The sequence below is a fragment of the Amycolatopsis sp. FDAARGOS 1241 genome, assembly GCF_016889705.1.
Classification (GTDB): Bacteria; Actinomycetota; Actinomycetes; order Mycobacteriales; family Pseudonocardiaceae; genus Amycolatopsis.
The window spans coordinates 702,935-725,687 of the sequence record NZ_CP069526.1; the positions used below are offsets into that span (position 1 = coordinate 702,935).

26 protein-coding genes are annotated in these 22,753 nt (G+C 70.7%); 20 read left to right on the top strand and 6 right to left on the bottom strand.

The annotated features are described in order from the left end of the window. Nucleotides 1-287: 287 nt before the first annotated feature. Nucleotides 288-1,871, bottom strand: a complete 1,584-nt coding sequence (locus I6J71_RS03425) for a glycosyl hydrolase family 65 protein (protein ID WP_204093386.1) — start codon at nt 1,869-1,871, stop codon at nt 288-290. A gap of 294 nt (nt 1,872-2,165) precedes the next feature. Here I6J71_RS03425 and I6J71_RS03430 point away from each other — a divergent pair, with 294 nt between their 5' ends. The 6 genes from I6J71_RS03430 to I6J71_RS03455 all read left to right on the top strand — a co-directional run bounded on the left by I6J71_RS03430 (nt 2,166) and on the right by I6J71_RS03455 (nt 6,506). Continuing rightward, nucleotides 2,166-2,807: a hemerythrin domain-containing protein gene (locus tag I6J71_RS03430; protein WP_204093387.1), complete on the top strand. Its 642-nt coding sequence runs from the start codon at nt 2,166-2,168 to the stop codon at nt 2,805-2,807. Between the two features lie 127 nt (nt 2,808-2,934). Continuing rightward, nucleotides 2,935-3,159: a hypothetical protein gene (locus I6J71_RS03435; RefSeq protein ID WP_204093388.1), complete on the top strand. Its 225-nt coding sequence runs from the start codon at nt 2,935-2,937 to the stop codon at nt 3,157-3,159. A gap of 3 nt (nt 3,160-3,162) precedes the next feature. Then, the gene (locus I6J71_RS03440) at nt 3,163-3,759 is read left to right on the top strand and encodes a DUF418 domain-containing protein (protein ID WP_204093389.1); all 597 of its coding nucleotides are present in this window, start codon (nt 3,163-3,165) and stop codon (nt 3,757-3,759) included. Nucleotides 3,760-3,867: 108 nt separating this feature from the next. Then, nucleotides 3,868-4,794: an AraC family transcriptional regulator gene (locus I6J71_RS03445; RefSeq protein ID WP_204093390.1), complete on the top strand. Its 927-nt coding sequence runs from the start codon at nt 3,868-3,870 to the stop codon at nt 4,792-4,794. Nucleotides 4,795-4,891: 97 nt separating this feature from the next. Next, the gene (locus I6J71_RS03450) at nt 4,892-5,773 is read left to right on the top strand and encodes a dioxygenase (RefSeq protein ID WP_204093391.1); all 882 of its coding nucleotides are present in this window, start codon (nt 4,892-4,894) and stop codon (nt 5,771-5,773) included. 100 nt (nt 5,774-5,873) lie between these two features. Continuing rightward, nucleotides 5,874-6,506, top strand: coding sequence for a hypothetical protein (locus tag I6J71_RS03455; RefSeq protein ID WP_204093392.1), 633 nt, complete (start codon nt 5,874-5,876; stop codon nt 6,504-6,506). 47 nt (nt 6,507-6,553) lie between these two features. Here the strand turns inward: I6J71_RS03455 and I6J71_RS03460 are convergent, their stop codons facing one another. After that, nucleotides 6,554-7,171, bottom strand: a complete 618-nt coding sequence (locus tag I6J71_RS03460; RefSeq protein ID WP_204093393.1) for a TetR/AcrR family transcriptional regulator — start codon at nt 7,169-7,171, stop codon at nt 6,554-6,556. 96 nt (nt 7,172-7,267) lie between these two features. Here I6J71_RS03460 and I6J71_RS03465 point away from each other — a divergent pair, with 96 nt between their 5' ends. Next, a complete protein-coding gene (locus tag I6J71_RS03465; protein WP_204093394.1) occupies nt 7,268-7,939 on the top strand; it encodes a nitroreductase family protein in 672 nt (223 codons plus the stop codon). Between the two features lie 35 nt (nt 7,940-7,974). Then, nucleotides 7,975-9,201: an MFS transporter gene (locus I6J71_RS03470; RefSeq protein WP_204093395.1), complete on the top strand. Its 1,227-nt coding sequence runs from the start codon at nt 7,975-7,977 to the stop codon at nt 9,199-9,201. Nucleotides 9,202-9,264: 63 nt separating this feature from the next. Here I6J71_RS03470 and I6J71_RS03475 read toward each other — a convergent pair whose 3' ends face one another. Continuing rightward, entirely contained in the window at nt 9,265-9,792 is a 528-nt protein-coding gene (locus I6J71_RS03475) for an AAA family ATPase (RefSeq protein ID WP_204093396.1), read from the bottom strand. Between the two features lie 119 nt (nt 9,793-9,911). Here I6J71_RS03475 and I6J71_RS03480 point away from each other — a divergent pair, with 119 nt between their 5' ends. Continuing rightward, entirely contained in the window at nt 9,912-10,451 is a 540-nt protein-coding gene (locus tag I6J71_RS03480; RefSeq protein ID WP_204093397.1) for a flavin reductase family protein, read from the top strand. Here the strand turns inward: I6J71_RS03480 and I6J71_RS03485 are convergent. Beyond that, nucleotides 10,448-11,395 (bottom strand): LysR substrate-binding domain-containing protein, encoded by a 948-nt coding sequence (locus tag I6J71_RS03485; protein ID WP_204093398.1) that lies wholly within the window; start codon nt 11,393-11,395, stop codon nt 10,448-10,450. The genes I6J71_RS03480 and I6J71_RS03485 overlap by 4 nt on opposite strands. 127 nt (nt 11,396-11,522) lie before the next feature. Between I6J71_RS03485 and I6J71_RS03490 the strand changes: the two genes are divergently transcribed. The 11 genes from I6J71_RS03490 (at nt 11,523) to I6J71_RS03540 (ending at nt 21,185) form a co-directional block, all read left to right on the top strand. Continuing rightward, nucleotides 11,523-12,977 carry a 2-hydroxymuconic semialdehyde dehydrogenase gene (locus tag I6J71_RS03490; protein WP_204093399.1) on the top strand — a complete coding sequence of 485 codons (1,455 nt, stop codon included), beginning with the start codon at nt 11,523-11,525 and terminating at the stop codon, nt 12,975-12,977. Continuing rightward, nucleotides 12,974-13,789, top strand: coding sequence for a 2-keto-4-pentenoate hydratase (locus tag I6J71_RS03495; RefSeq protein ID WP_239154401.1), 816 nt, complete (start codon nt 12,974-12,976; stop codon nt 13,787-13,789). Before I6J71_RS03490 ends, I6J71_RS03495 begins: the two co-directional genes overlap by 4 nt. Further along, the gene (locus I6J71_RS03500; RefSeq protein ID WP_204093400.1) at nt 13,786-14,721 is read left to right on the top strand and encodes an acetaldehyde dehydrogenase (acetylating); all 936 of its coding nucleotides are present in this window, start codon (nt 13,786-13,788) and stop codon (nt 14,719-14,721) included. The genes I6J71_RS03495 and I6J71_RS03500 overlap by 4 nt, the downstream gene beginning before the upstream one ends. After that, nucleotides 14,718-15,743, top strand: coding sequence for a 4-hydroxy-2-oxovalerate aldolase (gene dmpG, locus I6J71_RS03505; RefSeq protein WP_204093401.1), 1,026 nt, complete (start codon nt 14,718-14,720; stop codon nt 15,741-15,743). The genes I6J71_RS03500 and dmpG overlap by 4 nt, the downstream gene beginning before the upstream one ends. Next, nucleotides 15,740-16,498 carry a 2-keto-4-pentenoate hydratase gene (locus I6J71_RS03510; RefSeq protein ID WP_204093402.1) on the top strand — a complete coding sequence of 253 codons (759 nt, stop codon included), beginning with the start codon at nt 15,740-15,742 and terminating at the stop codon, nt 16,496-16,498. The genes dmpG and I6J71_RS03510 overlap by 4 nt, the downstream gene beginning before the upstream one ends. Continuing rightward, entirely contained in the window at nt 16,495-16,917 is a 423-nt protein-coding gene (locus I6J71_RS03515; RefSeq protein ID WP_204093403.1) for a RidA family protein, read from the top strand. The genes I6J71_RS03510 and I6J71_RS03515 overlap by 4 nt, the downstream gene beginning before the upstream one ends. A gap of 5 nt (nt 16,918-16,922) precedes the next feature. Beyond that, nucleotides 16,923-17,453, top strand: a complete 531-nt coding sequence (locus I6J71_RS03520; RefSeq protein ID WP_204093404.1) for a 3-hydroxyanthranilate 3,4-dioxygenase — start codon at nt 16,923-16,925, stop codon at nt 17,451-17,453. Continuing rightward, entirely contained in the window at nt 17,450-18,448 is a 999-nt protein-coding gene (locus I6J71_RS03525; protein WP_204093405.1) for an amidohydrolase family protein, read from the top strand. Before I6J71_RS03520 ends, I6J71_RS03525 begins: the two co-directional genes overlap by 4 nt. Continuing rightward, complete coding sequence (locus I6J71_RS03530) at nt 18,445-19,245, top strand: tryptophan 2,3-dioxygenase family protein (protein WP_204093406.1); 801 nt, start codon at nt 18,445-18,447, stop codon at nt 19,243-19,245. The genes I6J71_RS03525 and I6J71_RS03530 overlap by 4 nt, the downstream gene beginning before the upstream one ends. 14 nt (nt 19,246-19,259) lie before the next feature. Continuing rightward, entirely contained in the window at nt 19,260-19,844 is a 585-nt protein-coding gene (locus I6J71_RS03535; RefSeq protein WP_204093407.1) for an NADPH-dependent FMN reductase, read from the top strand. Between the two features lie 69 nt (nt 19,845-19,913). After that, nucleotides 19,914-21,185 carry an MFS transporter gene (locus I6J71_RS03540; RefSeq protein WP_239154402.1) on the top strand — a complete coding sequence of 424 codons (1,272 nt, stop codon included), beginning with the start codon at nt 19,914-19,916 and terminating at the stop codon, nt 21,183-21,185. Nucleotides 21,186-21,243: 58 nt separating this feature from the next. Here I6J71_RS03540 and I6J71_RS03545 read toward each other — a convergent pair whose 3' ends face one another. Then, nucleotides 21,244-22,368, bottom strand: coding sequence for a MaoC family dehydratase N-terminal domain-containing protein (locus I6J71_RS03545; RefSeq protein ID WP_204093409.1), 1,125 nt, complete (start codon nt 22,366-22,368; stop codon nt 21,244-21,246). Then, a complete protein-coding gene (locus I6J71_RS03550) occupies nt 22,349-22,750 on the bottom strand; it encodes a carboxymuconolactone decarboxylase family protein (protein ID WP_204093410.1) in 402 nt (133 codons plus the stop codon). Before I6J71_RS03550 ends, I6J71_RS03545 begins: the two co-directional genes overlap by 20 nt. Nucleotides 22,751-22,753 lie beyond the last annotated feature (3 nt).

Genomic DNA, 22,753 nt, shown 5'->3' on the forward strand with positions numbered 1-22,753 from the left:
GGCCCGGTCGATCAGCCGCGCCGGCTCAGCCGCCCGCGACAGGCGCGGCGAATGGCTCACGGGCAGGCGGCGGACGTCCTTCGTGCGGGTGGCCATTTTCTCTTGCAGCTCCACGGAAAGCGAATTGTCCGGTGCGGTGACGACTTGGCTCTGAGCACAGTTTGCCACGCCGCGCGGGAAACGTGATCCACCGGCCAACCAGGCGCTGACCGGGCCGCCCGGACAGGACGAGATCGTCGCGCGCGAGGTCACCCTGCTCGAGTGGCGCAGAGTGTTCCGGCGGCCGGCTACTCGAGCGTGAGCCGCACGTCGTGGTGGCCCGACAGGCCGGCCGGGAGCTTCGGCGGCGCCGGTCGCCCGTCCACAGTGCACGCCGACACGCGAGTGCCCGAGCCGTGCAGTGTCACGTCGAGCGTGGTGTCCCGATAGGACAGACCGCGCAGCGTCGCCGTGCCCCAGCCGGCCGGCAGGCACGGGGCGAACTGCAGGCCGTCCGGGGTGAAGGTGAGCCCGAACAGGCCGGCGTAGAGCATGCGGAGGTAACCGGTCGCGGACCACGCCTGGTCGGGCTGCGACGTGAACTGCTCGAGGTTGCCCGAGCCGCCGGTCTGCCAGCCGCCTTGTACAGCACCGGTTTTGCTGTCGTAGATCTCGTAGAAGTTGCCGTTCGTGGCGGTGACGAGCGATGCGAGGTCGGTGACGGCGCGGCCGAACAGGTCCGCGCGGCGGGCGTGCGCGGTGGCGTGGCCGAAGAACGAGTGCACCATCGGCCACACGACCACGTTGTGCCGCCCGGGTTTCTCGTCGCTGAACCGCGCGAAGTGGGGGTAGCTGTTCACGATTCCGTGTGGCTCCCAGTGCGCGGTCCGCAGCAGCGACGCGATCCGCGTGTCGTCGGCCACGCCGAGCAGGATCGCGAACGCCAGCCCCGCGCCTTCCTGCGATGCGTCGAGCTGCCCGGCGAGCGGACCGGTGCCGTGGACGAAGTAGCCGTACGTGCCGGCGTCCGCGCGCCAGAAGTGCGCGTTGATCGCGGTGCGCAGCTTCGCGGCGTCGGCTTCGTGCGCGCGGCCATCCTTGTGCAGTGCACGGGCCAGGTTCGCGAGGGCCAGGAAAGCGCCGTGGTAGAGGCAGTTCGTGGACAGGCACAGCAGTTCGGCCGACTGCGGGTAGTCCAGCACGAACGACGAATGGATGCCCGGCTCCCACGGCGGCGCGGGGTACCCGGCGATACCGTCGTTCATGAAGCTGGGGCCCTTGAACAGACCGCGGGTGGTGTCGAAGCTCTTCGCCTTGCGCTGCGCGAGCGTCGCGACTCCGATTTCGTAGGCGGTGGCGAGGAAATCCGCATCTGCGGTGACGGTGTAGTGGTGCCACGCGCCGAGCACCCACACGATCTGGTCCCACCACTGGTTGTCCTGCTGGACGATCGGCCCCTCGTCCACAACGGACAGCAGCGTGTTCCGGCCGACCGCCGGACCCAGCAGGCTCACGGCGTTCCACGCGTTCACGGCGGCGTCGCGCGTCCAGCGCTGCGGCGCGGGATAACCGCCACCGGCACGGACGAACGTGCCCGGCGGGTAGGTCAGCAGGCCGGCCTTGTCGTAGGTCGGCGGGTCGGCGTAGGCGGTGTTGATGCCGACGACGTCGGTGAGCGCGTCTTCGTACCGGGCGCCGACGAGGTTCTGGGTCCGTTCGTCGGAGAACTCGAGCGTGGGCAGCGTGTACACGGTGCGCGGCGCCGGGCCGGGTGGCGCCGCCGCCGCGGCGGGCGGTGCCGCGGCGAGCCCCGCGGCCCCCGCCGCTCCGGCCCCGGCCAGGGCGAGGAACCCCCGCCGGCCGACTTTCCCTTCCCCCGTGCGCTCGGACATGCAGGCTCCGTTCCCCGATGCTGACATCGTTGTCGGCTGCTGTGCCGACGATGCTAGGGACGAAGATCGGGCTCGGACAACGGCGCGGGAGGTTCCTGTCCCGGGGCCTGTCCCGCGATTACGCCGATCGCGTGCACCTCGGGCGAGGCGTCGGAAACATTCGAAGACCGCGGTCAACGGATCTCGAGGCGAACCGGTTCACCCTGGTCAGCCCCGGTGCCGGAGCGGGCAGACGTGCGGTCCGAAGGGGCAAACAGATTGATTGGAGACCCTATACCCAACACAGTGGAGGCCATGAGCGAAGCCCTGACTGACGTCGTGGCGGTCGTCGAGACCCGCCTGACCCACGACCTGCACCGCCGCGCCACCACGCTGCTGGCCGAAGGCGCCGCCGACCCGGCGGTGCCGCTGCCGGCGCTGGCCGAGCTGCGCGATTTCCTCGTGCAGAACCTGCACCACCACCACGAGTCCGAGGACGACGAGCTGTGGCCGCTGATCACCGCCGTCGCCCCGGACGCGGGCAAGGGCCTCGTTGACCTCGGCGACGAGCACGACGAACTCGACCGCAAGCTCGACGCCCTGGCCGCCGTGCCGCTCGAGAGCGACGCCGGCCGCCCCGCGCTGCGCGACGCGGCCGTCGCCGTCCGCGACCTCATCCACCAGCACCTGGAGCACGAGGAGCCGGTGCTGTTCCCGGCCCTGCGCGAGCACCTGCCCGCTGAGAAGTGGGCGAAGTTCTCGCAGCACGTGATCGCGACGGCCCCGCCGATCGCGCCGCACCTCATGGTCGGCTTCTTCGACCAGGTCGGCACTCCCGAGGAGGTCGACGTCGTGCTGTCCGGGCTGCCCGAGCCGGTGCGCCCGCTGCTGCCCGCGCTGCGGCAGCAGGGCAAGCAGGCCCTGCAGGTCCTCGCCGGCGCCGGCGCGCCCGCCTGAGCCCGCTGAACGCACTGAGCAGGCCCGGTCCGCACGGCGCGAACCGGCCCGCACTGCATCAGCGAAACCGTCCGTCGGGCAGGTTCCTGTACGTCGGGGGAACTTCTGGGCACCGTACCTGCGCCGGATGCGCCTCCTGCTCGTGTTCGGCCTGGTGAACCTGACGGTGCTGCACGCACCGGACGTGCTCACCGTGTACGCGCTCAACGGCGCCGTGCTCGCCCTGTTCTTCCGGGCCCCGCAACGGGTTCTGCTCGCCGTCGGCCTCGTCGTGGGCCTCGGCGCCGACCTCGCCACCACCGGCGTTGCCCTCGCGGACCACTACGCCGGCACGGGAATCGGCCAGGTTTAGTGGGTGGCGACGGGCGCCGCGGTCCAGTCGTTCGGCCACACCGTGCTCGGGTGCTGGGCGTTGCGTGCCGGTCTGCTGACGGCCGAGCGGCACGTGCCGGCGATCCGGAAGCTCTTCGCGGTCACCGGGATCGCGACGATCGCGCTGTGGGCGTGGACCTTGTCGCTGTCACCGGCTGACGAGAACCTGGCGCGTGCTGGAGGAAACCTCGCGGTCGTCGCGGCCGTTGCGTACCTCACCGGGCGGATGCTCCTGCTGCGCTCGGCCCTGTTGCGCGCCGATTTGCTGCCGCTGCAGCGCTACGGCCGCATGGCGCTCACCAGCTACCTCCCCCACGCGATCCTCGGCCTCGCTGTGGTGGGCGCGCTTCGGTGTGGACGATCCCGGCGGCGCTGCTCCTGCTGTTGTACGTGCCGATCTGGGTGGTGGCTCTCGCGCTTCACCTACGGTCCGTTCGAATGGCTGTGGCGCGCGGGGATCGATCGGCTCGATCCGCTGCCGGGCGGTCGGCATGGGTTTCGTAGTGGTGTCCACGGAAAGTCCCCTCGTGTGCGCTGTGGTGGGGGAGAGTCAACCGCTGTCCTGAGTGGCCGGGCATAATCGTGAGGATGATCCGGGGTTGCCCGAACGCGCTACCCGGCCCGATCATTGCGGTGATTGGCACGGGAACGGCTGGTCCCCCGCGGAGAACTGCTCTACCGTCACCGCGTGGAGCCCTACCCCTATCGCACCTTCACCACCTGCGGGCTGCGCGAAGCGCGCCGGTTCGCGTTGTGGGAGCAGCACAACGAGGAGACGCTGGTGCGGCTGGCCTGCCGGACGCTCACGCAAGGGTCGTTCGAGGGCTGGGAGACGTCGCTTCTCGTCGGCGAGTTCAAGATCGCGAACATCACCGCGACGGCGCACGTCGTGGAGCGCGACCGGCGACTGATCCGGCGCAACGAGAGCGGCCGGGTGGCGCTGTACTTCACGCTGTTCGGGGAAGCGTTCTTCTACCACGACAAAGGGATCCGGCTGCAGCAGCCGGGCACGCTGCTGGTGTGCGACCTCGACCACCCGTTCCTGCGCGGGTTCGCCCAGGGCCTGCGCGAGTACGTGCTGATGGTGCCCAAGCCCACGTTCGAGGAGCTGACCGCCAGCGCGGCGCCGCTGACCCCGACGACTCGCCGGTTCTCCCTCACCGACACCACCGGCAGCCCGGCCGCGGACCTGGCGCGCCTGTTGCGTGACCTGCTGGCCGCGCCGCCGCTCGCCGGCCCCGGCACGGAGGCGCGGATCCGCGCGCTGCTGACCGAGCTGGCCGAGGGGGAGCGCCACCCGCTGGCCGCGCAGCACCGCCGCCGCGTGCTGGCCCACATCGACGCCCACCTCGGCGACCGCGGGCTCACGACGTCGTCGGTCGCGTCCGCGGTGGGACTCAGCAACCGCCAGCTCACCCGCGTGTTCAGCCAGGGCGGCGTGGGCCGGGTGATCCGGGAACGGCGGCTGCGCTCGGCCTACGAGCGGCTCACCACGGATCCGGCCGCGCCGATCTCGCGCGTCGCGCACGCGTGCGGGTTCGCCTCCCACGCCCACTTCACCCGCGCGTTTCGCGAGCACTACGGCGTGCCACCCTCGGCGATCCGCTCCGCTTGACCGCGTCGGCCGTCTCCTTGCCCGGCCCGGCCGCCCCACCGGCGCGCGTCTTGCGCCGCCGCGATGCTGGCGTCCGGCACCCGAGAGAGGACACCAGATGAGTGGAGCGGTTTCGCCCGGCCAGACCGAGGTCGAAGAAGGCCTGGTCGAGGAGGTCGTGGCGTCGTTCGCGGACGCGCCGAGCGCGCGGCTGCGCGAGGTGATGACCTCGGTCGTGCGCCACCTGCACGCGATCGTGCGGGAGACGCGGCTGACCGAGCAGGAGTGGAACACGGCGATCGAGTTCCTGACGCAGACGGGCCACATCACCGACGACCGCCGCCAGGAGTTCATCATGCTCTCCGACGTGCTGGGCGTTTCGATGCAGACCGTCGCCGTGAGCAACCAGCTCTTCGGGAACGCGACCGAGGCGACCGTGTTCGGGCCCTTCTACCACGAGGGCTCGCCGGAAGTCCCCAACGGCGGCGACATCGCGGCCGGCGCGCACGGGCAGCCGTGCTGGGTCGAGGGCACGGTCACCGACCCCGAAGGGAAGCCGCTCCCGGGCGCGCGGCTCGAGGTGTGGGAGAACGACGAGGACGGCTACTACGACGTGCAGTACACCGACGGCCGCGTCGCCGGTCGCGCCCACGTCTTCGCCGACGAGAACGGGAACTACCGGTTCTGGGCCCTCACGCCGACGCGCTACCCGCTACCCACCGACGGTCCCGTCGGCCGCTTGCTCGAAGCCGCCGGCCGCTCGCCGTGGCGGGCCGCGCACCTGCACTTCATGGTCACCCACGAGGGCCACCGGCGGCTCGTCACACACATCTTCGTGCAGGGCGACGACCTGTCCGACGTCGTGTTCGCCGTGCGGGAGTCGCTGGTGCTGCCGTTCGGGCAGCAGCCCGCGGGCGCGCCGACGCCCGACGGGCGCGACCTCGGCGACGCCACATGGAGCCGCGTGCGGTTCGACGTGGTGCTGGCCCCCGAGAAGTAGGGCTGTCCGGCACCGGAGGGGCACGGCGCCTTCCTGAACCTCCCCGTCGTCGTGGTGATCGGGTGTTCGACCAGTCGGCCGACCTGCCATGGTCGTGGGCATGCGATTGCACTCAGTGAACCGGAAAACGGTGTGGCGAGTGGCGTCGACGGCCGTCCTGGGGCTGACGTTCGCGGCCGGGACCGCCGGGGCGGCCACGTCCGCCCCAGTGGCGCGATCCTCGGCCACGCAGGCGCCGGACATTCCCGTGCCGCCACCTGGTTCGGTGTACGCGTCGTGGACCCACACGCACGACGAGCTGGCGGCTCTGGCCCCGAAGCCGCGTCCGTCCGATGTGTCCTCACCGCGGGCCATCGTCACCGCGCTGCACGAGTCGCTGAACGGCCCGCGGGGAAAGTGGAACAGCGATCGGCTGCGCTCACTCGTCGTGCCGAACGCGGTGTTCATGTCACTGGGGCAACCGGACGCCGGTGCGACGACGATCAGCAACAATTCGCTCCCCGACTTCCTGAAGGCCGTCCAGGACGTGCACGACCAGTCCGGGTGGTACGAGTACGTCACCAAGATCATCGACGTGTCGACGGTGGCCAAGAAGGGCGGCGCGCTCGGGATCGTGCACTACGCCGGCATCGCTTCGACCACGCCTGGCGGAAAGCCCGTGGAACAGGGTGAATCCCAAGCTTCCCTGATGTTCGACGGCGTTCGCTGGTGGGTCGTCAGCGACAACTGGTGAGGTAACCGCCGCGACCCGGCGATCGTGGCAACGCCGGCGGTCTGAGCTCAGATCCCGACGCGGCGGCGGTAGTAGTCGTGGGCGAGTTCGCGGATCTCGGCCACGACCCGCTCGTCGCCGCGGGGGTCGAGGCTGAACGCGAAGTCCCACAGCGCGCCGACCATCTCGATGGCGATCCGGCACGTCATCGCGTCGACCGGCGCGCCCTTGAACTCCGTCGCCTTCTGCCGCCACAGCTCGGTGAGCGTTTCGCGGTAGTGGGCGTGGATGAGGACCACGTTGTCCGATGCGCGCCGGTCGAACCACAGCTCGCGCAGGCCCGGCCACTTCGCGAAGTGCTTGCGGTACGAGGTGATGTTGGCGTCGAGCAGGTCGTGGAACGACTCGTGGTGCTTGGCGTGCACACGTTCGACGGCCGCGATCAGGTTCTCCATGTACTGCGCGGCGACGGCGGCGATCACGGAGTCGACGTCGGGGAAGTAGTGGTAGATCGTGGCCGCCGACGTGCCCGCGCCGTCGGCGATCGCGCGCAGCGTCACCTCGGGGCTGTGCGGACCGTGTTCGTCGATGAGCTTCGTGGCCGCTTCGACGATCTTCGCGCGGCGCGCGCGACCGCGTTCCTGAGGGGGCAGCAGTTGCTGCCACGGCTGCTGCCCGGCGCTCACGCGGTGAGTTTACACAGCTGGAGTGCTTGACACGGGCGTCTTCCGTGCCCAATATTCAAACTCGATTCGAGTTCGACTATGAGGGTTCGGTGAACAGTGGACGTCTACGAAGCGCTCTACACCACGCGGGTCATGCGGCGCATGAAACCCGATCCGATCTCGATGGAGAGCCAGTGCCGCATCCTCGACGCCGCGATCCGCGCGCCCAACGGCGGCAACACGCAGCCGTGGCGGTTCGTGGTCGTCGACGACCCGGGGCTGAAGGCCAAGCTCGCGGACGTCTACGCGCGCTGCCGCGAGCGCGAGTACGCCGACATCGTGGCGGGCCGGCTCGGTGTGGTGAAGTACCACGACCGCGACGAATGGTGGGAAACCATGCGTTCGCAGATCAAGCGCTCCGGCGACTACTTCGGGGAGCACTTCGCGGAAACGCCGTTGCTGGTCTTCCTGTTCACCGCCGAAGCGCACTACGGCGCCAACGTGTTCCCGGCGGTGTGGAGCGCGATGCTCGCCGCGCGCGCCGAGGGCATCGGCGGGGTGCTGAGCACGTTGCTGCGCTTCGAAGAGTCCACGGTGTGCGAACTGCTGGGCGTGCCGGTGGACGAGGGCTGGAGCCTCGGCGCGATGCTGGCGTTCGGCTACCCGCTCGGCCGCTGGGGGATTGCGGCGAAGCGGCGCCCGGTGCACGAGGTGGCGCGGCGCAACGGGTGGGACGGCGCGTTCGGCGCCGAAGTCCCAGAACCGTTGTGGAGTCCCGACTTTTCGTAGGGTTCGCGGGGGGCTTGGTCTTTCGGAGGCAAGCTGTGCGGTTCAGAGCTCTGGTCCTGTCCTTCCTCGCGGTTCTCGTCGACGGGTTCGACACGGCCGCGCTGTCGTTTTCCCTCCCGTCGCTGGCGCACGAGTGGCACGCGACCGCCGCGGCGTTCACGCTCGCGATCGTGGCCACGAACGCCGGCACGGTCGTCGGGTACCTCGCGGCCGGCCGGCTGTGCGCCCGCTTCGGCCGGCGGTGCGTGCTGCTGACGGGCGTCGGCCTGTTCGCGGCCGGCACGGTGCTGACGGCCGTGGTGCTGCCGTCGCACTCCCTGGCGCTGCTGGCGGTGATGCGCCTGGTGTCGGGCCTCGGCCTCGGCGCGGTGCTGCCCGCGGCGGTGTCGTTCGCGGTCGAGCACTTCTCACCGGCGTACCGCTCGCGGGTTTCCGTCGCGGTCACGCTGGGCCTCGCGGCGGGCGCCACCCTGGGCGGTTTCTTCGGCGGCAAGCTGATCACCGTCCTCGGCCCGACGGGCGTCTTCTGGCTCGCCGGCGCGGCGACGGTGGTCGTGTTCGCGGCGATGCTCGTGGGGTTGCCCCCTGCGGTCACCGTCGCCGTTTCCCCGCGCGGGGCTTCGGTGCTGCGGCTGTTCGGCTCCGAGTTGCGCACGAACACCGGCTTGCTGTGGGCGTATTCGTTCCTCGTGTTCGCCTCGTCGTACACCCTCATCTCGTGGGCGCCGACCCTGCTGACGAGCTACGGGTTCACCCGCACGCAAGCCCCGCTGGGCCTCGCGTTCGTCAGCCTGGGCGGCATCATCGGTGGCCTGGTGCTCATCCCCGTCGCGGCCCGGATCGGCATCATGCGCGCCCTCGTCGTGCTGCCCGCCCTGGGCGTGGTCTTCATGCTCGTCGCCGGCGCGGCACACCTGTCCGGCGTGCTGCTCCTGCTCGTCCTGACGGTCGCTGGGGTCGGCATCATCGCGGGCCACATCGGCCAGACCGCCCTCGCCGTCGCCCTCTACGACGCCGGCGCCCGCACCACCGGCGTCGGCTGGTCCGCCGCACTGGGCCGCCTCGGCTCCGTCGCCGGCCCGGCGGGCGCCGGGTTGCTCCTGGCCCTGACCGTGCCGTCCGGGACCATCCTGCTCATCGCGACGATTCCGGCGCTGGTGGCGATCGGGTGTGCCCTCGCGCTGTGGCGCCGCGACCGGGCTGCCCGGATTACCACGAGCCCTGCTGCGGGGGTGGTGGTGGGAGACACCCCGCCGGCGTGACCGCGGCCCGCGCTCGGGGCGGTGGAGCGCCCCGAGCCGGAGACCGCCCTGAGCTGAAGACGATCAGCCGGCTCGCCCGGTCGGATCACGGCACGCGGCGTCGAGCAGCGCCACCGTGCCGGCCGGCGACACGTCCGGCCCCCGCACCACCTCGCCCGGCACGCGAAGACGGTCGTCGGGCACGTACCAGCCCAGCATGTCCGCCGGCGAGAACTCGGCGGACTGCGGGCGCGTCGCGTGGCGGCGCACCGTGTCGGGGAACGGGATGTCGAAGAAGCAGACCAGCGAAGGTCCGCGGTGGTCGGCCACGAGACGGCGCAGCGTCGGGCCGTAGCGGCGTTCGTGGAGGATGCCTTCGAGGATCACCTGGCAGCCGGCCGCGAGAGTGTGGCGGCACATCACATCGAGGAGTCCGGGCGTGACTCCGCCGGGGACACCGTGTTCCCAGAGGATCTCGCGGCGGATCACGTCCTGTTCGATCAGCGCCGTGCCCCGGCCCGAGCGTCTGCTCAGGGCGCGCGCGGCCGTGGTCTTGCCGGCGCCCGACGGGCCGCGCAGGACGAGCAGGCGAGGGTCCCCCGCAGCGCCCACCGTATGCCAGTCCGGGTATGGCCGGGGCGCGGATCGGCATTGGACGGGCATGGCGGGGGACGCGACGATGGACGGACATCGCCGCTGGTAGAGGGTGGCGCGAGTCGAGGAGGACGGCCGTGGGGACACCACGCAGCACGTACGCGCCCACTGATCCGCACGCGCTCCGGTTCCGCAAGGCGCTGCGCCACTTCCCCAGCGGGGTGTCCGTGGTGACGGTCGTCGACGAGGACGGTGGGGTGCACGGGATGACCGCGAGCTCGTTCGCGTCCGTGTCGCTCGATCCGCCGCTGTGCGCGGTGAGCGTGAACAAACCCGGCCGCATGCACCAGCTGCTGCACGGCACCGACGGCCACTACGGCCTCAGCATCCTCGGCCAGGATCAGGGCACCGTCGCCGACTTCTACGCGCGCCAGCCGTGGAGCGTGGCGCTCGACGTGGACATGGACTGGCAGCACGGGTGCCCGACGGTCGCCGGCGCGCTCGCGTGGTTCGTGTGCCGCAAGTGGGCCGCCTACGACGGTGGTGACCACACGATCTTCGTCGGCGAATCCCTCGACTACGGGTCGACGCCGCGGGAGGACCTGCTGCCCCTGGTCTGGCACAAGTCGCAGTACCACGACCTCGGCGACGAACTCGCCCGGCCGGGCCGGAGCTAACCGGGGCGAAGCCGCCGGTTCACCTCGCCGGCCTCGGCCACGAGCTTGTCAATGAGCGCGCTCGCGGACGGGGTCGGCGTGCGCGCCGCCGGCAGCGTCAGGCCGACGCTGTGGCCGATCGGCTCGAGCGACAGCGGCAGCCGGACGATGCCCGGGTCTTCTTCGGTGATCAGGCGCGGCAGAGCGGCCACCACGTCGGTGTCACGCAGCAGTTGGCGCACCGTCAGGAACGACGTCGCCTCGACGCGGTTCGCGGGCAGCCGCACGTCGTTGTCGTGGAACAGTTCCTCGAGCTCACGCCGCAGCGCCGTCTCCGGCCCGGGCAGGATCCACGGGTAGCCGGCCACTGTCGGGAGGTCCACGGTCTCCGCGCCGGCCAGCGGGTGGTCCGCGCGCACGACCAGGACCACCGACTCGTCGTAGAGCTTCCGCCGCAGGAACCCTTCGTCGGAGATCTGCGTGAGCCGGCCGACGATCAGGTCGAGCCGGCCCGCGGCGAGCTCCACGAGCAGCGACTCCGGTGTGCCGTCGCGCACGGCCACGGTCAGGTTCGGGCGTTCGCCCTTCAGCGCGGCGATCGCCCGCGGCAGCAGCACGTTCGACCCGAACAGGTGGGTGCCGACGACCACCGTGCCGCGCTCGGCGCCCGCCAGCTCCACGACGTGCCGGGCCGCCTGGCGGGCTTGTGCCAGGATCGCCCGCGCGTGTTCGGTGAACGCCTCGCCGTACACGGTCGGCGTCAGTCCCCGTGGGCCGCGCTCGAACAACTCGACCTCGAGGATCTCCTCCAGCTCACGCAGGCCGCGCGTGGCCACCGGCTGCGTCACGTGCAGTTCGGCGGCGGCGCCGACGATGGTGCCGCGGCGCGAGATCGCGTCGAGCAGCACGAGGTGGCGGAACTTCATCCGGCCGTCGAGTAGCCGCGGGAGCTCGTGGGGTGCCATCACTCAGCCTCCTGTCCCCGCACTATAGCCATTTGCGCATATCAACTTAAACCTTTGGCATTTGTCAGGCATAGCTGGAGGTGGCGACCATGAGCACAGAGCGAATCGAGGGAGCGGGAAGGCGGACATGACGGTGCTCAAGAGCTTCGCAGGCGGTCGGTTCACCGACAGCGGGGGCGACCTGTTCGACAAGGTCAGCCCCGTCGACGGGACGCTGGTCACCCGAGTGGAGGAAGCCGACCAGGGGGTGGTCGACCGCGCGGTGCGCGCCGCCCGCGCGGCGCTGGACGGCGCGTGGGGCCGGACCTCGGCCGCCGAGCGCGTGGTGGTGCTGCGCCGGATCGCCGACCGCATCGACGAGCGCTTCGACGACCTGCTCGCCGCCGAGGTCGCCGACACCGGCAAGCCGCTCGACCTGGCCCGCCGGCTCGACGTGTCGCGCGCCGCCGCGAACTTCCGCGCCGCGGCCGACACGATCGCCGCGGCCGGGCTCGACTCGTTCCTCACCGAAACCCCGGCCGGGCGCGCGCTGAACTACGCTCTGCGCAAGCCGCTCGGCGTGGTCGCGGTGATCGTGCCGTGGAACCTGCCGCTGCTGCTGCTCACGTGGAAGGTCGCGCCGGCGCTGGCCGCGGGCAACGCCGTGGTGGTCAAGCCATCGGAGGAAACGCCCTCGAGCGCGACGCTGCTGGCCGAGATCATCACCGAAGCCGGCACGCCCGACGGCGCGTACAACGTGGTCCACGGCTTCGGCCCCGGCTCGGCCGGCGAGTTCCTCACGACGCACCCGGGCGTCGACGGCGTCACCTTCACCGGCGAATCACGCACCGGTTCGGCGATCATGCGGGCCGTCGCGCCGCGAGTGCTGCCCGTGTCGTTCGAGCTCGGCGGCAAGAACGCGGCCGTGGTGTTCGACGACGCCGACCTCGCCAAGACCGTCGACGGCCTCGCCCGTTCGACGTTCACCAACACCGGCCAGATCTGCCTGTGCACCGAGCGGATCTACGTGCAGCGCGGCGTGTTCGACGAGGTCGCCGCCGGGCTCGCCGAGCGCGCCGACGCCCTGCGCTTCGGCCGCCCCGACGACCCCGAGACCACCACGGGCCCGCTGATCTCGCGCCGGCACCGGCAGAAAGTGCTGTCGTACTACGAACTCGCCGAGCAGGAGGGCGCGAAACTCCTCGCCGGCGGCGGGGTCCCGGACCTCGGCGAAGAGTTCCAAGGCGGTGCGTGGGTGCGCCCGGCGCTGTGGACGGGCCTCGACAACTCCCACCGCACGCTGCGGGAGGAGATCTTCGGGCCGGTCGCGGCGCTCATGCCGTTCGACACCGAGGACGAGGCGATCCGGCTGGCCAACGACACCGACTACGGTCTCGCCGGCGCCGTGTGGACCACGAACCTCGACCGCGGCCACCGCGTCGCGGGCGCGCTGCGCGTGGGCATGTCGTGGGTCAACACGTGGTACCTGCGAGATCTGCGCTCACCCTTCGGCGGCAACGGGCTTTCCGGCATCGGCCGTGAGGGTGGAGTGCACTCGCTGCACTTCTACACGCAGCCGACGAACGTGTGCGTGGCCCTGTGAACGCCCGGGTCGACGCGGCCATCGACACCGCGATCGCGCGCCTGCACCGGGCCGAGCGTGACCGCACGCCCGTGCAGCCGGTGCGCGACGTCCTCGGCGAGGACGACCTCGACGCCGCCTACGAGGTGCAGCGCCGGATCATCGAGACCAAGGTCGCGAGCGGGCGCCGGATCGTCGGCCGCAAGATCGGCCTGACCTCGGTTGCCGTGCAGCGCCAGCTCGGCGTCGACCGGCCCGATTTCGGGGTACTGCTCGACGACATGGTGTACGGCGACCGCGCCGACGTGCCGCTGGAGCGCTTCTTGCAGCCACGCGTCGAGGGCGAGGTCGCGTTCGTCCTCGGTGCCGACCTGCCCGGGAGCGCGACCGTGGTCGACGTCCTGCGCGCCACGGACTTCGTGCTGCCGGCCCTGGAGATCGTCGATTCGCGCGTGGCCGGCTGGGACATCCGCATCACGGACACGGTCGCGGACAACGCCTCCAGTGGCGCGCTCGTGCTCGGCACCCGGCCGCGCAAGCTGTCCGAAGCAGACCTCGCCGGGCTGGGGCTGGTGCTTGAACACGGCGGTGAGCCCGTGTCGACGGGGGTTGGCGCCGCCTGCCTCGGCTCGCCCGCGGTCGCGGTCGCGTGGCTCGCCGGGGAGGTCGCGCGCCGCGGGGCGCCGCTGCGGGCCGGGGAAGTGGTCCTGGCCGGTACGTGGGGGCCGATGGTGCCGGTCACGGGGCCCGGGGGCTACCTCGCGCGGTTCGAAGACATCGGAGAGGTCCGGGTGAACTTCACCGGCGGACCGGACGGAGGGAAGCGCGCATGAGCACCCCGGTGGCGATCATCGGGTCGGGCAACATCGGCACCGATCTGATGTTCAAGGTCAAACGGCTCTCGAGCGAGCTCGAAGTCGTCGCCATGGTCGGCATCGACCCGGCCTCCGACGGGCTCGCGCGGGCGCGCCGGCTCGGGGTCGCGACGTCGCACGAAGGCGTCGGCGGGCTCGTCGGGCTGCCCGGGTTCGCGGACATCCGCCTGGTTTTCGACGCGACGTCGGCCGGCGCGCACCGCCACAACAACGAAGTCCTGAGCGCCTGCGGCAAGCAGCTCGTGGACCTCACGCCGGCGGCGATCGGGCCGTACGTGGTGCCGACCGTGAACCTCGAAGAGCACCTCGGCGCGCCGAACGTCAACATGGTCACCTGCGGCGGTCAGGCCACCACGCCGATCGTCGCCGCGGTGTCTTCGGTGACCCCGGTGGCCTACGCGGAGATCGTCGCGACGATCTCGGCGCGCTCGGCCGGCCCGGGCACCCGGGCGAACATCGACGAGTTCACCGAGACCACCGCGCGGGCGCTCGAGACGGTCGGCGGCGCCGGGCGCGGCAAGGCGATCATCGTGCTCAACCCCGCCGACCCGCCGATCACCATGCGCGACACGGTGTTCTGCTTGGTGGAGGAGTCCGAAGTGGACGAATCCGCCGTGAGCGCGTCGGTCGAAGAGATGGTCGCGCGGGTCCAGGACTACGTGCCGGGCTACCGGCTCAAGCAGCGCGTGCAGTTCGACCGCGTCGACGAGCCGTTCCTGCCTTCGCTCGGGCGCGCGTTCCGCGGCGTGAAGATCGGGGTGTTCCTGGAGGTCTCCGGCGCCGGTCACTACCTCCCGGAATACGCCGGGAACCTCGACATCATGACCTCCGCCGCGCTGCGGACCGCCGAACGCCTCGTGCGCGTGCCGACCGAAGGAGCCGTGCGATGACCGGCAAGCTCTACGTCCAGGACGTGACCCTGCGGGACGGCATGCACGCCATCGGCCACCGCTACTCCGTCGACCAGGTCGCCACGATCGCGGCCGCGCTCGACAAGGCAGGCGTCGCCGCCATCGAGGTCGCCCACGGCGACGGGCTGGCCGGCTCCAGCGTGAACTACGGCCACGGCGCCGCCACCGATGCCGCGTGGATCGCCGCGGCGGCCGAGGTGGTCCAGCGCGCCAAGCTGACCACGCTGCTGTTGCCGGGTGTGGGCACGATCGACGACCTGCGGGCCGCGCGGGATCTCGGTGTCTCGAGTGTGCGGATCGCGACGCATTGCACCGAGGCGGACATCGCGATCCAGCACATCGGCTGGGCGCGCGAGAACGGCATGGACGTGGCCGGGTTCTTGATGCTGAGTCACCTGAATTCGCCCGCAGGCCTGGCGGCGCAGGCGAAGATCATGGAACAGGCGGGCGCGCACTGCGTGTACGTCACTGATTCGGGTGGCCGTCTGACGATGCGCGAGGTCGCCGCCCGGATCGATGCCTACCGCGAGGTCCTCGCCCCCGGCACGCAGATCGGCATCCACGCGCACGAGAACCTCTCGTTGTCCGTGGCCAACAGTGTCACCGCCGTCGAGCACGGCGCGTACCGGGTCGACGCGTCGCTCGCCGGGCAGGGTGCGGGTGCGGGGAACACGCCGATCGAGGCGTTCATCGCCGTCGCCGATCTGCTCGCGTGGGACCACGGCTGCGACCTGTTCGCGTTGCAGGACGCGGCCGAAGACCTCGTCCGTCCACTTCAGACCCGACCGGTGCGCGTGGACCGAGAAACGCTGACCCTCGGCTACGCCGGGGTCTACTCCAGCTTCCTGCTGCACGCCGAACGCGCCGCGGCCCGCTACGGGCTCGACGTGCGGGCGATCCTGCTGGAAGCCGGGCTGCGCGGGCTCGTCGGCGGCCAGGAGGACATGCTCGTCGACGTCGCGCTCGACCTGGTGGCGGCTCGCGAGGCGGCGCCGGCATGATCGAGGACTTCGCCACGCGGCTCGACGAAGCCGCCACCACCCGCACGCCGTGCGCTCAGCTGTCGGCCGGCCACGACCTGTCGCTCGACGACGCCTACGCGGTGCAGCGTGAACTCGCCGGCCGCCGGCTGGCCCGCGGCGAACGCGAGTACGGCGTGAAGCTGGGGTTCACCAGCAAGACCAAGGCCGCGCAGATGGGCGTCTCCGACGTGATCATCGGCAGGCTCACCTCCGGCATGGTGCTCGCAGACGGCGACGAGCTGGACCTCGGTGGGTTCCTCCACCCGCGGTGTGAGCCCGAGGTCGCGTTCCGGCTGGGCGAGGACACCGGCCACGGACCGGTGGTCGAGGCCGTCGCACCCGCGGTCGAGGTGATCGACTCGCGCTACCGCGACTTCAAGTTCTCCCTCGCCGACGTCGTCGCCGACAACACCTCGGCCGCTGCCGTGGTGCTCGGGCCGTGGCGGTCACCCGCCGCTGGGCTCGACAACCGCGGCGTGCTGCTCGAGGTGGACGGTCGCCTCGCCTGCGCGGGCTCCACCGCGGCGATCCTCGGCGATCCGCTGCGCGCGATCCCCGCTGCCGTCCGCCTGGCTCGGCGGTACGGGATCCCGCTGCCCGCGGGGACCGTACTGCTGGCCGGCGCCGCGACCCCCGCCGTCGCACTGCGGGCCGGCACGCACGTGAGCGCCACCGTGTCCGGCCTCGGCCGGGCGCGTTTCTCGGTGACACCCGGCCAAGGAGGACAGCGATGAGCCGAGCCAAGACCGTCGAAGGGAAAGCGACGCCGCGCGGCCGTTTCCCGCACGTGAAGCGCGCCGGGGACTTCGTGTTCGTCTCCGGCACCAGCAGCCGCCGGCCCGACAACACGTTCGCCGGCGCCGAGGCCGACGAGTTCGGCACGACGACACTGGACATCCGCGCGCAGACCGCCGCCGTGCTCGAGAACATCACCGACATCCTCGCCGCAGTCGGCGCGAGCCTCGCCGACGTTGTGCAGGTCACCAGCTACCTCGTGAACATGAACGACTTCGGCGGCTACAACGAGGTCTACGGCCGCTATTTCGACGAAACCGGCCCGGCGCGCACGACCGTCGCCGTGCACCAGCTGCCGCACCCGCACCTGCTCATCGAGATCCAGGCCGTCGCCTACGCGCCGAGTGAAGGGAACTGATCACCGTGACCGACATCAACCCCGTCTTCTCGTTCTCGAAGTGGGTCGAACAACACGAGCACCTGCTCAAGCCGCCGGTGAACAACAAGCAGATGTGGGAGCGCACGGGCGATTTCATCGTCCAGGTCGTCGGCGGGCCCAACCAGCGCACCGATTTCCACGTGGATCCCTACGAGGAGTGGTTCTACCAGGTCAAGGGCAACATGCACGTCAACGTCATGACCGACGAGGGGCAGCAGACCGTCCACCTCCGCGAGGGCGACATGTGGCTGCTGCCGGGCAACGTGCCGCATTCGCCGCAGCGACCCGAGGCCGGCTCGATCGGCATCGTGATCGAGCGCATCCGCGAAGAGGGCACGCGCGAGAAGTTCCAGTGGTACTGCCTCAACTGCGAGTCGCTGGTGCACGAGGTCGAACTGCAGGTGCGCGACATCGTGAGCGATCTGCCACCGGTCTTCGAACAGTTCTACGCGGACGAGTCGGTGCGCAAGTGCGCGAACTGCGGCACGGTCCACCCGGGGAAGTCCGCCCGATGACCCCGATCATCGACGTCCACACCCACTACGTCCCCCAAGGCTGGCCGCAGCTGTCCGGAGACGGCACGGCGCCGTGGCTGCGCGTGGAGAACGAGCGCGAGGCCACGATCATGGTCGGTTCGCGCGAGTTCCGCCGCATCCTCGCCAACTGCTGGGACGCGGACTTCCGGCTGCGCGAGATGGGCGAGGACGGGGTCGACGTGCAGGTCGTGTCGCCGACTCCGGTGTTCTTCTCCTACGACCGCACCCCCGCCGAGGGGGTGCGGATCGCGAAGGTCTTCAACGACCTGGCACTGGAGATCTGCGCACCGGCGGGCGGCCGGCTCGTGCCGTTCTGCCAGGTGCCGCTGCAGGACCCGGACCTGGCGTGCGAGGAGCTGGACCGCTGCCTGGCCGCGGGACACCGCGGGGTCGAGATCGGCAACCACGTGGGCGACCGCGACCTCGACGACGCCGGCATCGTCACGTTCCTGCAGCACTGCGCCGCGCGCGGGGTGCCGGTGTTCGTGCACCCGTGGGACATGCCGACCTCGCCGCGCCTGGACCGCTGGATGGCGCAGTGGCTCACCGGCATGCCCGCCGAAACGCACCTGTCCGTGCTGGCGCTGATCCTCGGCGGCGTGTTCGACCGGGTGCCGGAATCGCTCAAGATTTGCTTCGCACACGGCGGTGGCTCCTTCGCGTTCTGGCTCGGCCGCCTCGAAAACGCCTGGCACGAGCGGCACGACGTGATCGGCGGCTCGGCGAAACCGCCGTCGAGCTATGTCGGGCGCTTCGCCGTGGACACCGTGGTGTTCGAGCCGTCGGCCTTGCGGCTGCTCGTGGACGTGCTCGGGGTCGAGAACGTCCTGCTCGGCAGTGACTACCCGTACCCGCTCGGGGAACGGCCGGTCGGGCAGGTCGTGCACAAGGCGCAGTTCCTGAGCGACAGCGACCGCGCGCTGCTGCTCGGCGGCAACGCGGCGAAGTTCCTTTCGCTGGAGGACGTGGGATGAGCGCGTACAACTCCTACCTCAAGGCGGACGTGCTGCACTCGCTGCAGGAACCGGTCACCGACACCGAGGGCGAGCGGTCGTTCCTCGTGGTGTGCCAGGTGCAGGAGCTGTACTTCTGCCTGATCGCCACCGAGCTGCGCTTCGCCGCGCAGCACCTGCGGGCCGGGGAGACCCCGGGTGCCGCGGCGGCGCTGCGGCGGGCGGCGGACCACTTCGTCGGCCTCAACGCGTCGTGGAAGTCGCTGGAGTGGATGACGGTCGGCGACTTCCTGCCGATCAAGGCCGGGCTCGGGTCGACGCACGGCAAGTCGTCGTCGCTGCAGTCGTGGAAGTACCGGGAGCTGGTGTTCCTGCTCGGCATCCGGCCGCCCGAGCTCGCCGAGCCCGTGTCGTCGATGCCCGACGAACACTCCTCGCTGCTGACCACGCTGCGGGAACCGAGCGTCTACGACGAGATCCTGGCGTTGCTGGGCCGGCGTGGACTGTCCATCCCGGACTCCGTGCGCGACCGCGACCCGACGGCGCAGCACGAACCGCACCCCGACGTGGCGCGCGCCTGGACGACCGTGTTCTACGGCGGTGATCCCGGGCTCGTCGACCTGCGGTTCTGCGGCGAAGCCCTGATGCACGTGGCGGAGGGTTACGCCGAGTACAAGCACCTGCACCTCGTCGCCACGCGCCGGTCCTTCGGCCACCGCCCGGGCTACTACGGCACGAGCGGGCTCGGCTGGCTCGCCGAAACCGTCACCGAGGTGCCGTTCCCGGAGCTGTGGTCGATGACGCCCGAACACCCCTGAAGTGGAGAAAAGCCTTGTCGGACCTGACGATCCTGGCGCTGTCCGGAAGCCTGCGCAAGGACTCCCTCAACACCCGGCTGCTCTCGTCGGTGGCGCGGATCGCGCCGCCCGAGCTGACCTTCGACGTGTTCGGTGAGCTGGCGGAGATCCCGCTGTTCAACGAGGACGCCGAGCACCCGTCCCCGCCCGCCGTCGCCGACCTGCGGCGCCGGATCCGCGCGGCCGACGGCGTGCTCATCGCCACCCCCGAGTACAACGCCGCCATGCCCGGCGTGCTGAAGAACGCGCTGGATTGGCTTTCTCGCCCCGCGGCCGAGGGGCCGGCGCTGACGCGCAAACCCGTCGCGATCATCGGCGCTTCGCAGGGCCCGCTGGGCACGATCCGCGCGCAGCTGAACCTGCGGCAGGTGCTGCACAAGATGAACGCCACCGTGGTGGGCCAGCCCGAGTTCGTGCTCCCCCACGCGCACCAGGCCCTCGGTGAGGGTGAGCTGCCGGCGGGTTCCCCGTCGCTGCCGATTCTCACCGGCGTGCTGCAGGGCCTGGTCGAACTGATCGAACACGACCGCGCGGTCGCCTCGGTGCTCGCCGCGCGCTAGCTCGCCCTTCCCTCCCCATCGAACAACGGAGTTCGCCCCATGAGTCAATTGTCCCCACCTGCCCGGCAGATGAGAAAGAACGTGCTCGTCAGCGTCGCGGGCTCGGCCATCGAGTGGTACGACTTCTTCATCTACGCGTCGGCTTCGGCGCTCGTGCTGAACAAGCTCTTCTTCCCGTCCGTGAACTCCGTCGCAGGGACGCTGCTGGCGTTCAGCACGTTCGCGGTCGGCTTCCTGATCCGGCCCGTGGGGGCGGCCGTGTTCGGGCACTTCGGCGACAAGTTCGGCCGCAAACCGACGTTGGTCACCGCCATGATGATCATGGGTGTGGCGACCACCGCGATCGGCCTGCTGCCGTCGTACGCCACGCTCGGCGTCGCCGCGCCGATCCTGCTCGTGGTGCTGCGACTGATCCAGGGCCTGGCGCTCGGCGGCCAGTGGGGTGGCGCGGTACTGCTCGTGACCGAGAGCGCGCCCGACGGAAAACGCGGGTTCTACGGCAGCTTCGCGCAGCTCGGCGTACCGATCGCGCTGGTCTTCTCCAACGTGCTGTTCCTCGTGCTGTCCGCCGCGGTGTCGCCGGCTGCGTTCCTCTCGTGGGGCTGGCGGATCCCGTTCCTGTTCAGCATCGTGCTGATCGGCATCGGGCTCTACGCGCAGTCGCGGGCCTCGGAAACCCGCTCGGCCGCCCGGGCGCCGCGGCGGGCGCCGCTGCTGGAACTCCTGCGCTCGCACCCGAAGGAGATCCTGCTCTCCGCCGGCGCTACGGTGATCAACGGTGGCGCGTACTACCTGCTCACCGTGTACATCCTGGCCTACGCCACGCAGGCGCTGCACGTGTCGCGCGGCGTAATCCTCACGGGCGTGCTGATCTCCGCCGTCGCGTCCGGGCTGGCGATCCCCGCGGCCGCCGCGTTGTCCGACCGCATCGGGCGCCGGCGGGTGTTCCTCACGGGCGCGCTGCTGCTGGCGGTGTGGGGTTTCCCGATGTTCTGGCTCGTCAACACGGGTTCCGCCGTGCTGATCGCGGCGGCGCTGGTGGTCGCGCAGATCATCTTCAGCCTCACCTACGGCCCGTGCCCGGCGCTGTTCTCCGAGATGTTCGGCGCGGACGTCCGCTACTCCGGGGTGTCCGTGGGATACCAGATCGGCGCGGTCGCCGGAGGTGCGCTGGCGCCGATCATCGCGACGTCGCTGTATGCGTCTTTCCACACGGCCAACGCGATCGCGCTGTACCTCGCGCTGATGGCCGCGGTGTCGTTCGGTTCGGTGTTCCTGGTGACGGAGTCAGTCCGGCGCAAGAGGACGGTCGCGGAACCCGTGCCGGTCGAGGTCGACTGATGGTTCCGGCGGGCGGCGCGTCGCCCGCCGCCCGCCGGAACCATCGCGTCGAGTCGCGTCAGGACAGCAGGACGAGAGCGCTGCCTTCCGCCGTCTTTTCCCCGAGCTGGTTGCAGGCCGACAACGCGATCAGCACCTCGCCGTTCTCGCGCACCTCGGTCACCGTCCCGCCACACCACACGGTGTCGCCGAAGATGTCCGGGCGGCGCAAGCGAACGGTCAGCGCGCGCAGTGTCCCCGCGTCACCCATCCAGTTCAGCACCGGGTGCGCCATCCAGCCGCACTTCTGGGGGCCGTTGTTGTACGCGCCCGGCATGCCGATCTCCTTGGCCACCTCGGGATCCTGGTGACCGAGGCTCGGCAGCACCCGCTCGCTGAAGTACGTGGGGTCGTAGTTGTTCGGCAGCCGTTCCGGCGACTCGACGGCCCACGTGCGGTACAGCCACGAGATCTCACCCGCCTTGTAGCCGGGGGAGCCGATGCAGCCCGCGTAGTACGCCGTCATCGTGATCTGGTCGATCGGGCCCTTCACGACTTCGGGGATCACGTCGCCGGCGCGCACGTCGGCCGGGTCGCGCGGCGTGGCGCCCCGGCGTGCTTCGGTCGTCGCCCAGCGGCGGATCTCCTCCAGCTCGTCGTCGCGGTAGGTGTGGCGCTCGCGGGCCTGGTACGACAGGCCGCCCGACGCGGCGGCGCGCGGCACGCGGAACGTGCCGGCCAGCGCTTCGGCCACCAGCGCGCCGTCACGCTCGCGCCGGTACTCCGTGTGCACGCGCTGGATCGCGAACCGGTCGGCGTGGCGGCCACTGTGGACGGTCACCTTGCCCAGCCGCGCCTTAGGCACGATCCGGTCACCGCGGTGGATCGTCTCGTGGAACACCCACTCCGTGCCCGAGTAGATCGGCTGCACGCCGGCGAAACCGAGGCCGACCGCGCCGTCGTAGCTGGAATACAGGAACGTCGGCGGGGCGATCACGCCGCCGTACGGGCTCGCCGCCGCGTACTCCTCGTCGTGGTAGAGCGGGTTGTAGTCGCCGAGGCCCCACGCGTAGTGGCGGATCGTGTCGAGAGTCGCCTCGTTGTTCCACGGTTCCACGCGGATTTCCTGGCCTTCGAGCGCTGCCGCCTCCGACAGCATCTCGTCGGTGATCTCCGTGCTGAACTCAAGACGCGTGGTGGCCATTGGTGCTCGTCCCCTCTTCCTTGAAGTCGTTCTCCCAGGCCGCCCACAGCTTGTAGCCGACCTTGCCCCAGCCCGAAACGCCGAGCACGAGGAACGCGATCTGCAGCGACTCGCGCAGCTGCTCGGCCGTGAGCCCGGCCCGCTTGGCGGCCCGCAGGTGGTTGATCGCGCCGCCGGCGTTGCTCACCGCGAGGTCGAACATGACCAGCAGCAGCTCCTTCATCGCGAGCGGGAGCCCGTCGACGTGCTGGGTGTAGATGCGCTCGCGGATGTCCGTGTAGTCGTTGGCGAACCCCTCGTCCATCGCGAACATCGTGGAGATCGCGGGCGGGATGTTGCCCAGGGACTGCTGGTAGTGCTCGAGCCGGTTGCTCGTGGTCATGCC

Coding starts and splice junctions, on each gene's coding strand:
- I6J71_RS03425 (WP_204093386.1), bottom strand. CDS start 1,871: ATGTCCGAGCGCACGGGGGAAGGGAAAGTCGGCCGGCGGGGGTTCCTC.
- I6J71_RS03430 (WP_204093387.1), top strand. CDS start 2,166: ATGAGCGAAGCCCTGACTGACGTCGTGGCGGTCGTCGAGACCCGCCTG.
- I6J71_RS03435 (WP_204093388.1), top strand. CDS start 2,935: ATGCGCCTCCTGCTCGTGTTCGGCCTGGTGAACCTGACGGTGCTGCAC.
- I6J71_RS03450 (WP_204093391.1), top strand. CDS start 4,892: ATGAGTGGAGCGGTTTCGCCCGGCCAGACCGAGGTCGAAGAAGGCCTG.
- I6J71_RS03455 (WP_204093392.1), top strand. CDS start 5,874: ATGCGATTGCACTCAGTGAACCGGAAAACGGTGTGGCGAGTGGCGTCG.
- I6J71_RS03485 (WP_204093398.1), bottom strand. CDS start 11,395: ATGGCACCCCACGAGCTCCCGCGGCTACTCGACGGCCGGATGAAGTTC.
- I6J71_RS03490 (WP_204093399.1), top strand. CDS start 11,523: ATGACGGTGCTCAAGAGCTTCGCAGGCGGTCGGTTCACCGACAGCGGG.
- I6J71_RS03500 (WP_204093400.1), top strand. CDS start 13,786: ATGAGCACCCCGGTGGCGATCATCGGGTCGGGCAACATCGGCACCGAT.
- dmpG (WP_204093401.1), top strand. CDS start 14,718: ATGACCGGCAAGCTCTACGTCCAGGACGTGACCCTGCGGGACGGCATG.
- I6J71_RS03510 (WP_204093402.1), top strand. CDS start 15,740: ATGATCGAGGACTTCGCCACGCGGCTCGACGAAGCCGCCACCACCCGC.
- I6J71_RS03515 (WP_204093403.1), top strand. CDS start 16,495: ATGAGCCGAGCCAAGACCGTCGAAGGGAAAGCGACGCCGCGCGGCCGT.
- I6J71_RS03525 (WP_204093405.1), top strand. CDS start 17,450: ATGACCCCGATCATCGACGTCCACACCCACTACGTCCCCCAAGGCTGG.
- I6J71_RS03530 (WP_204093406.1), top strand. CDS start 18,445: ATGAGCGCGTACAACTCCTACCTCAAGGCGGACGTGCTGCACTCGCTG.
- I6J71_RS03540 (WP_239154402.1), top strand. CDS start 19,914: ATGAGAAAGAACGTGCTCGTCAGCGTCGCGGGCTCGGCCATCGAGTGG.
- I6J71_RS03545 (WP_204093409.1), bottom strand. CDS start 22,368: ATGGCCACCACGCGTCTTGAGTTCAGCACGGAGATCACCGACGAGATG.
- I6J71_RS03550 (WP_204093410.1), bottom strand. CDS start 22,750: ATGACCACGAGCAACCGGCTCGAGCACTACCAGCAGTCCCTGGGCAAC.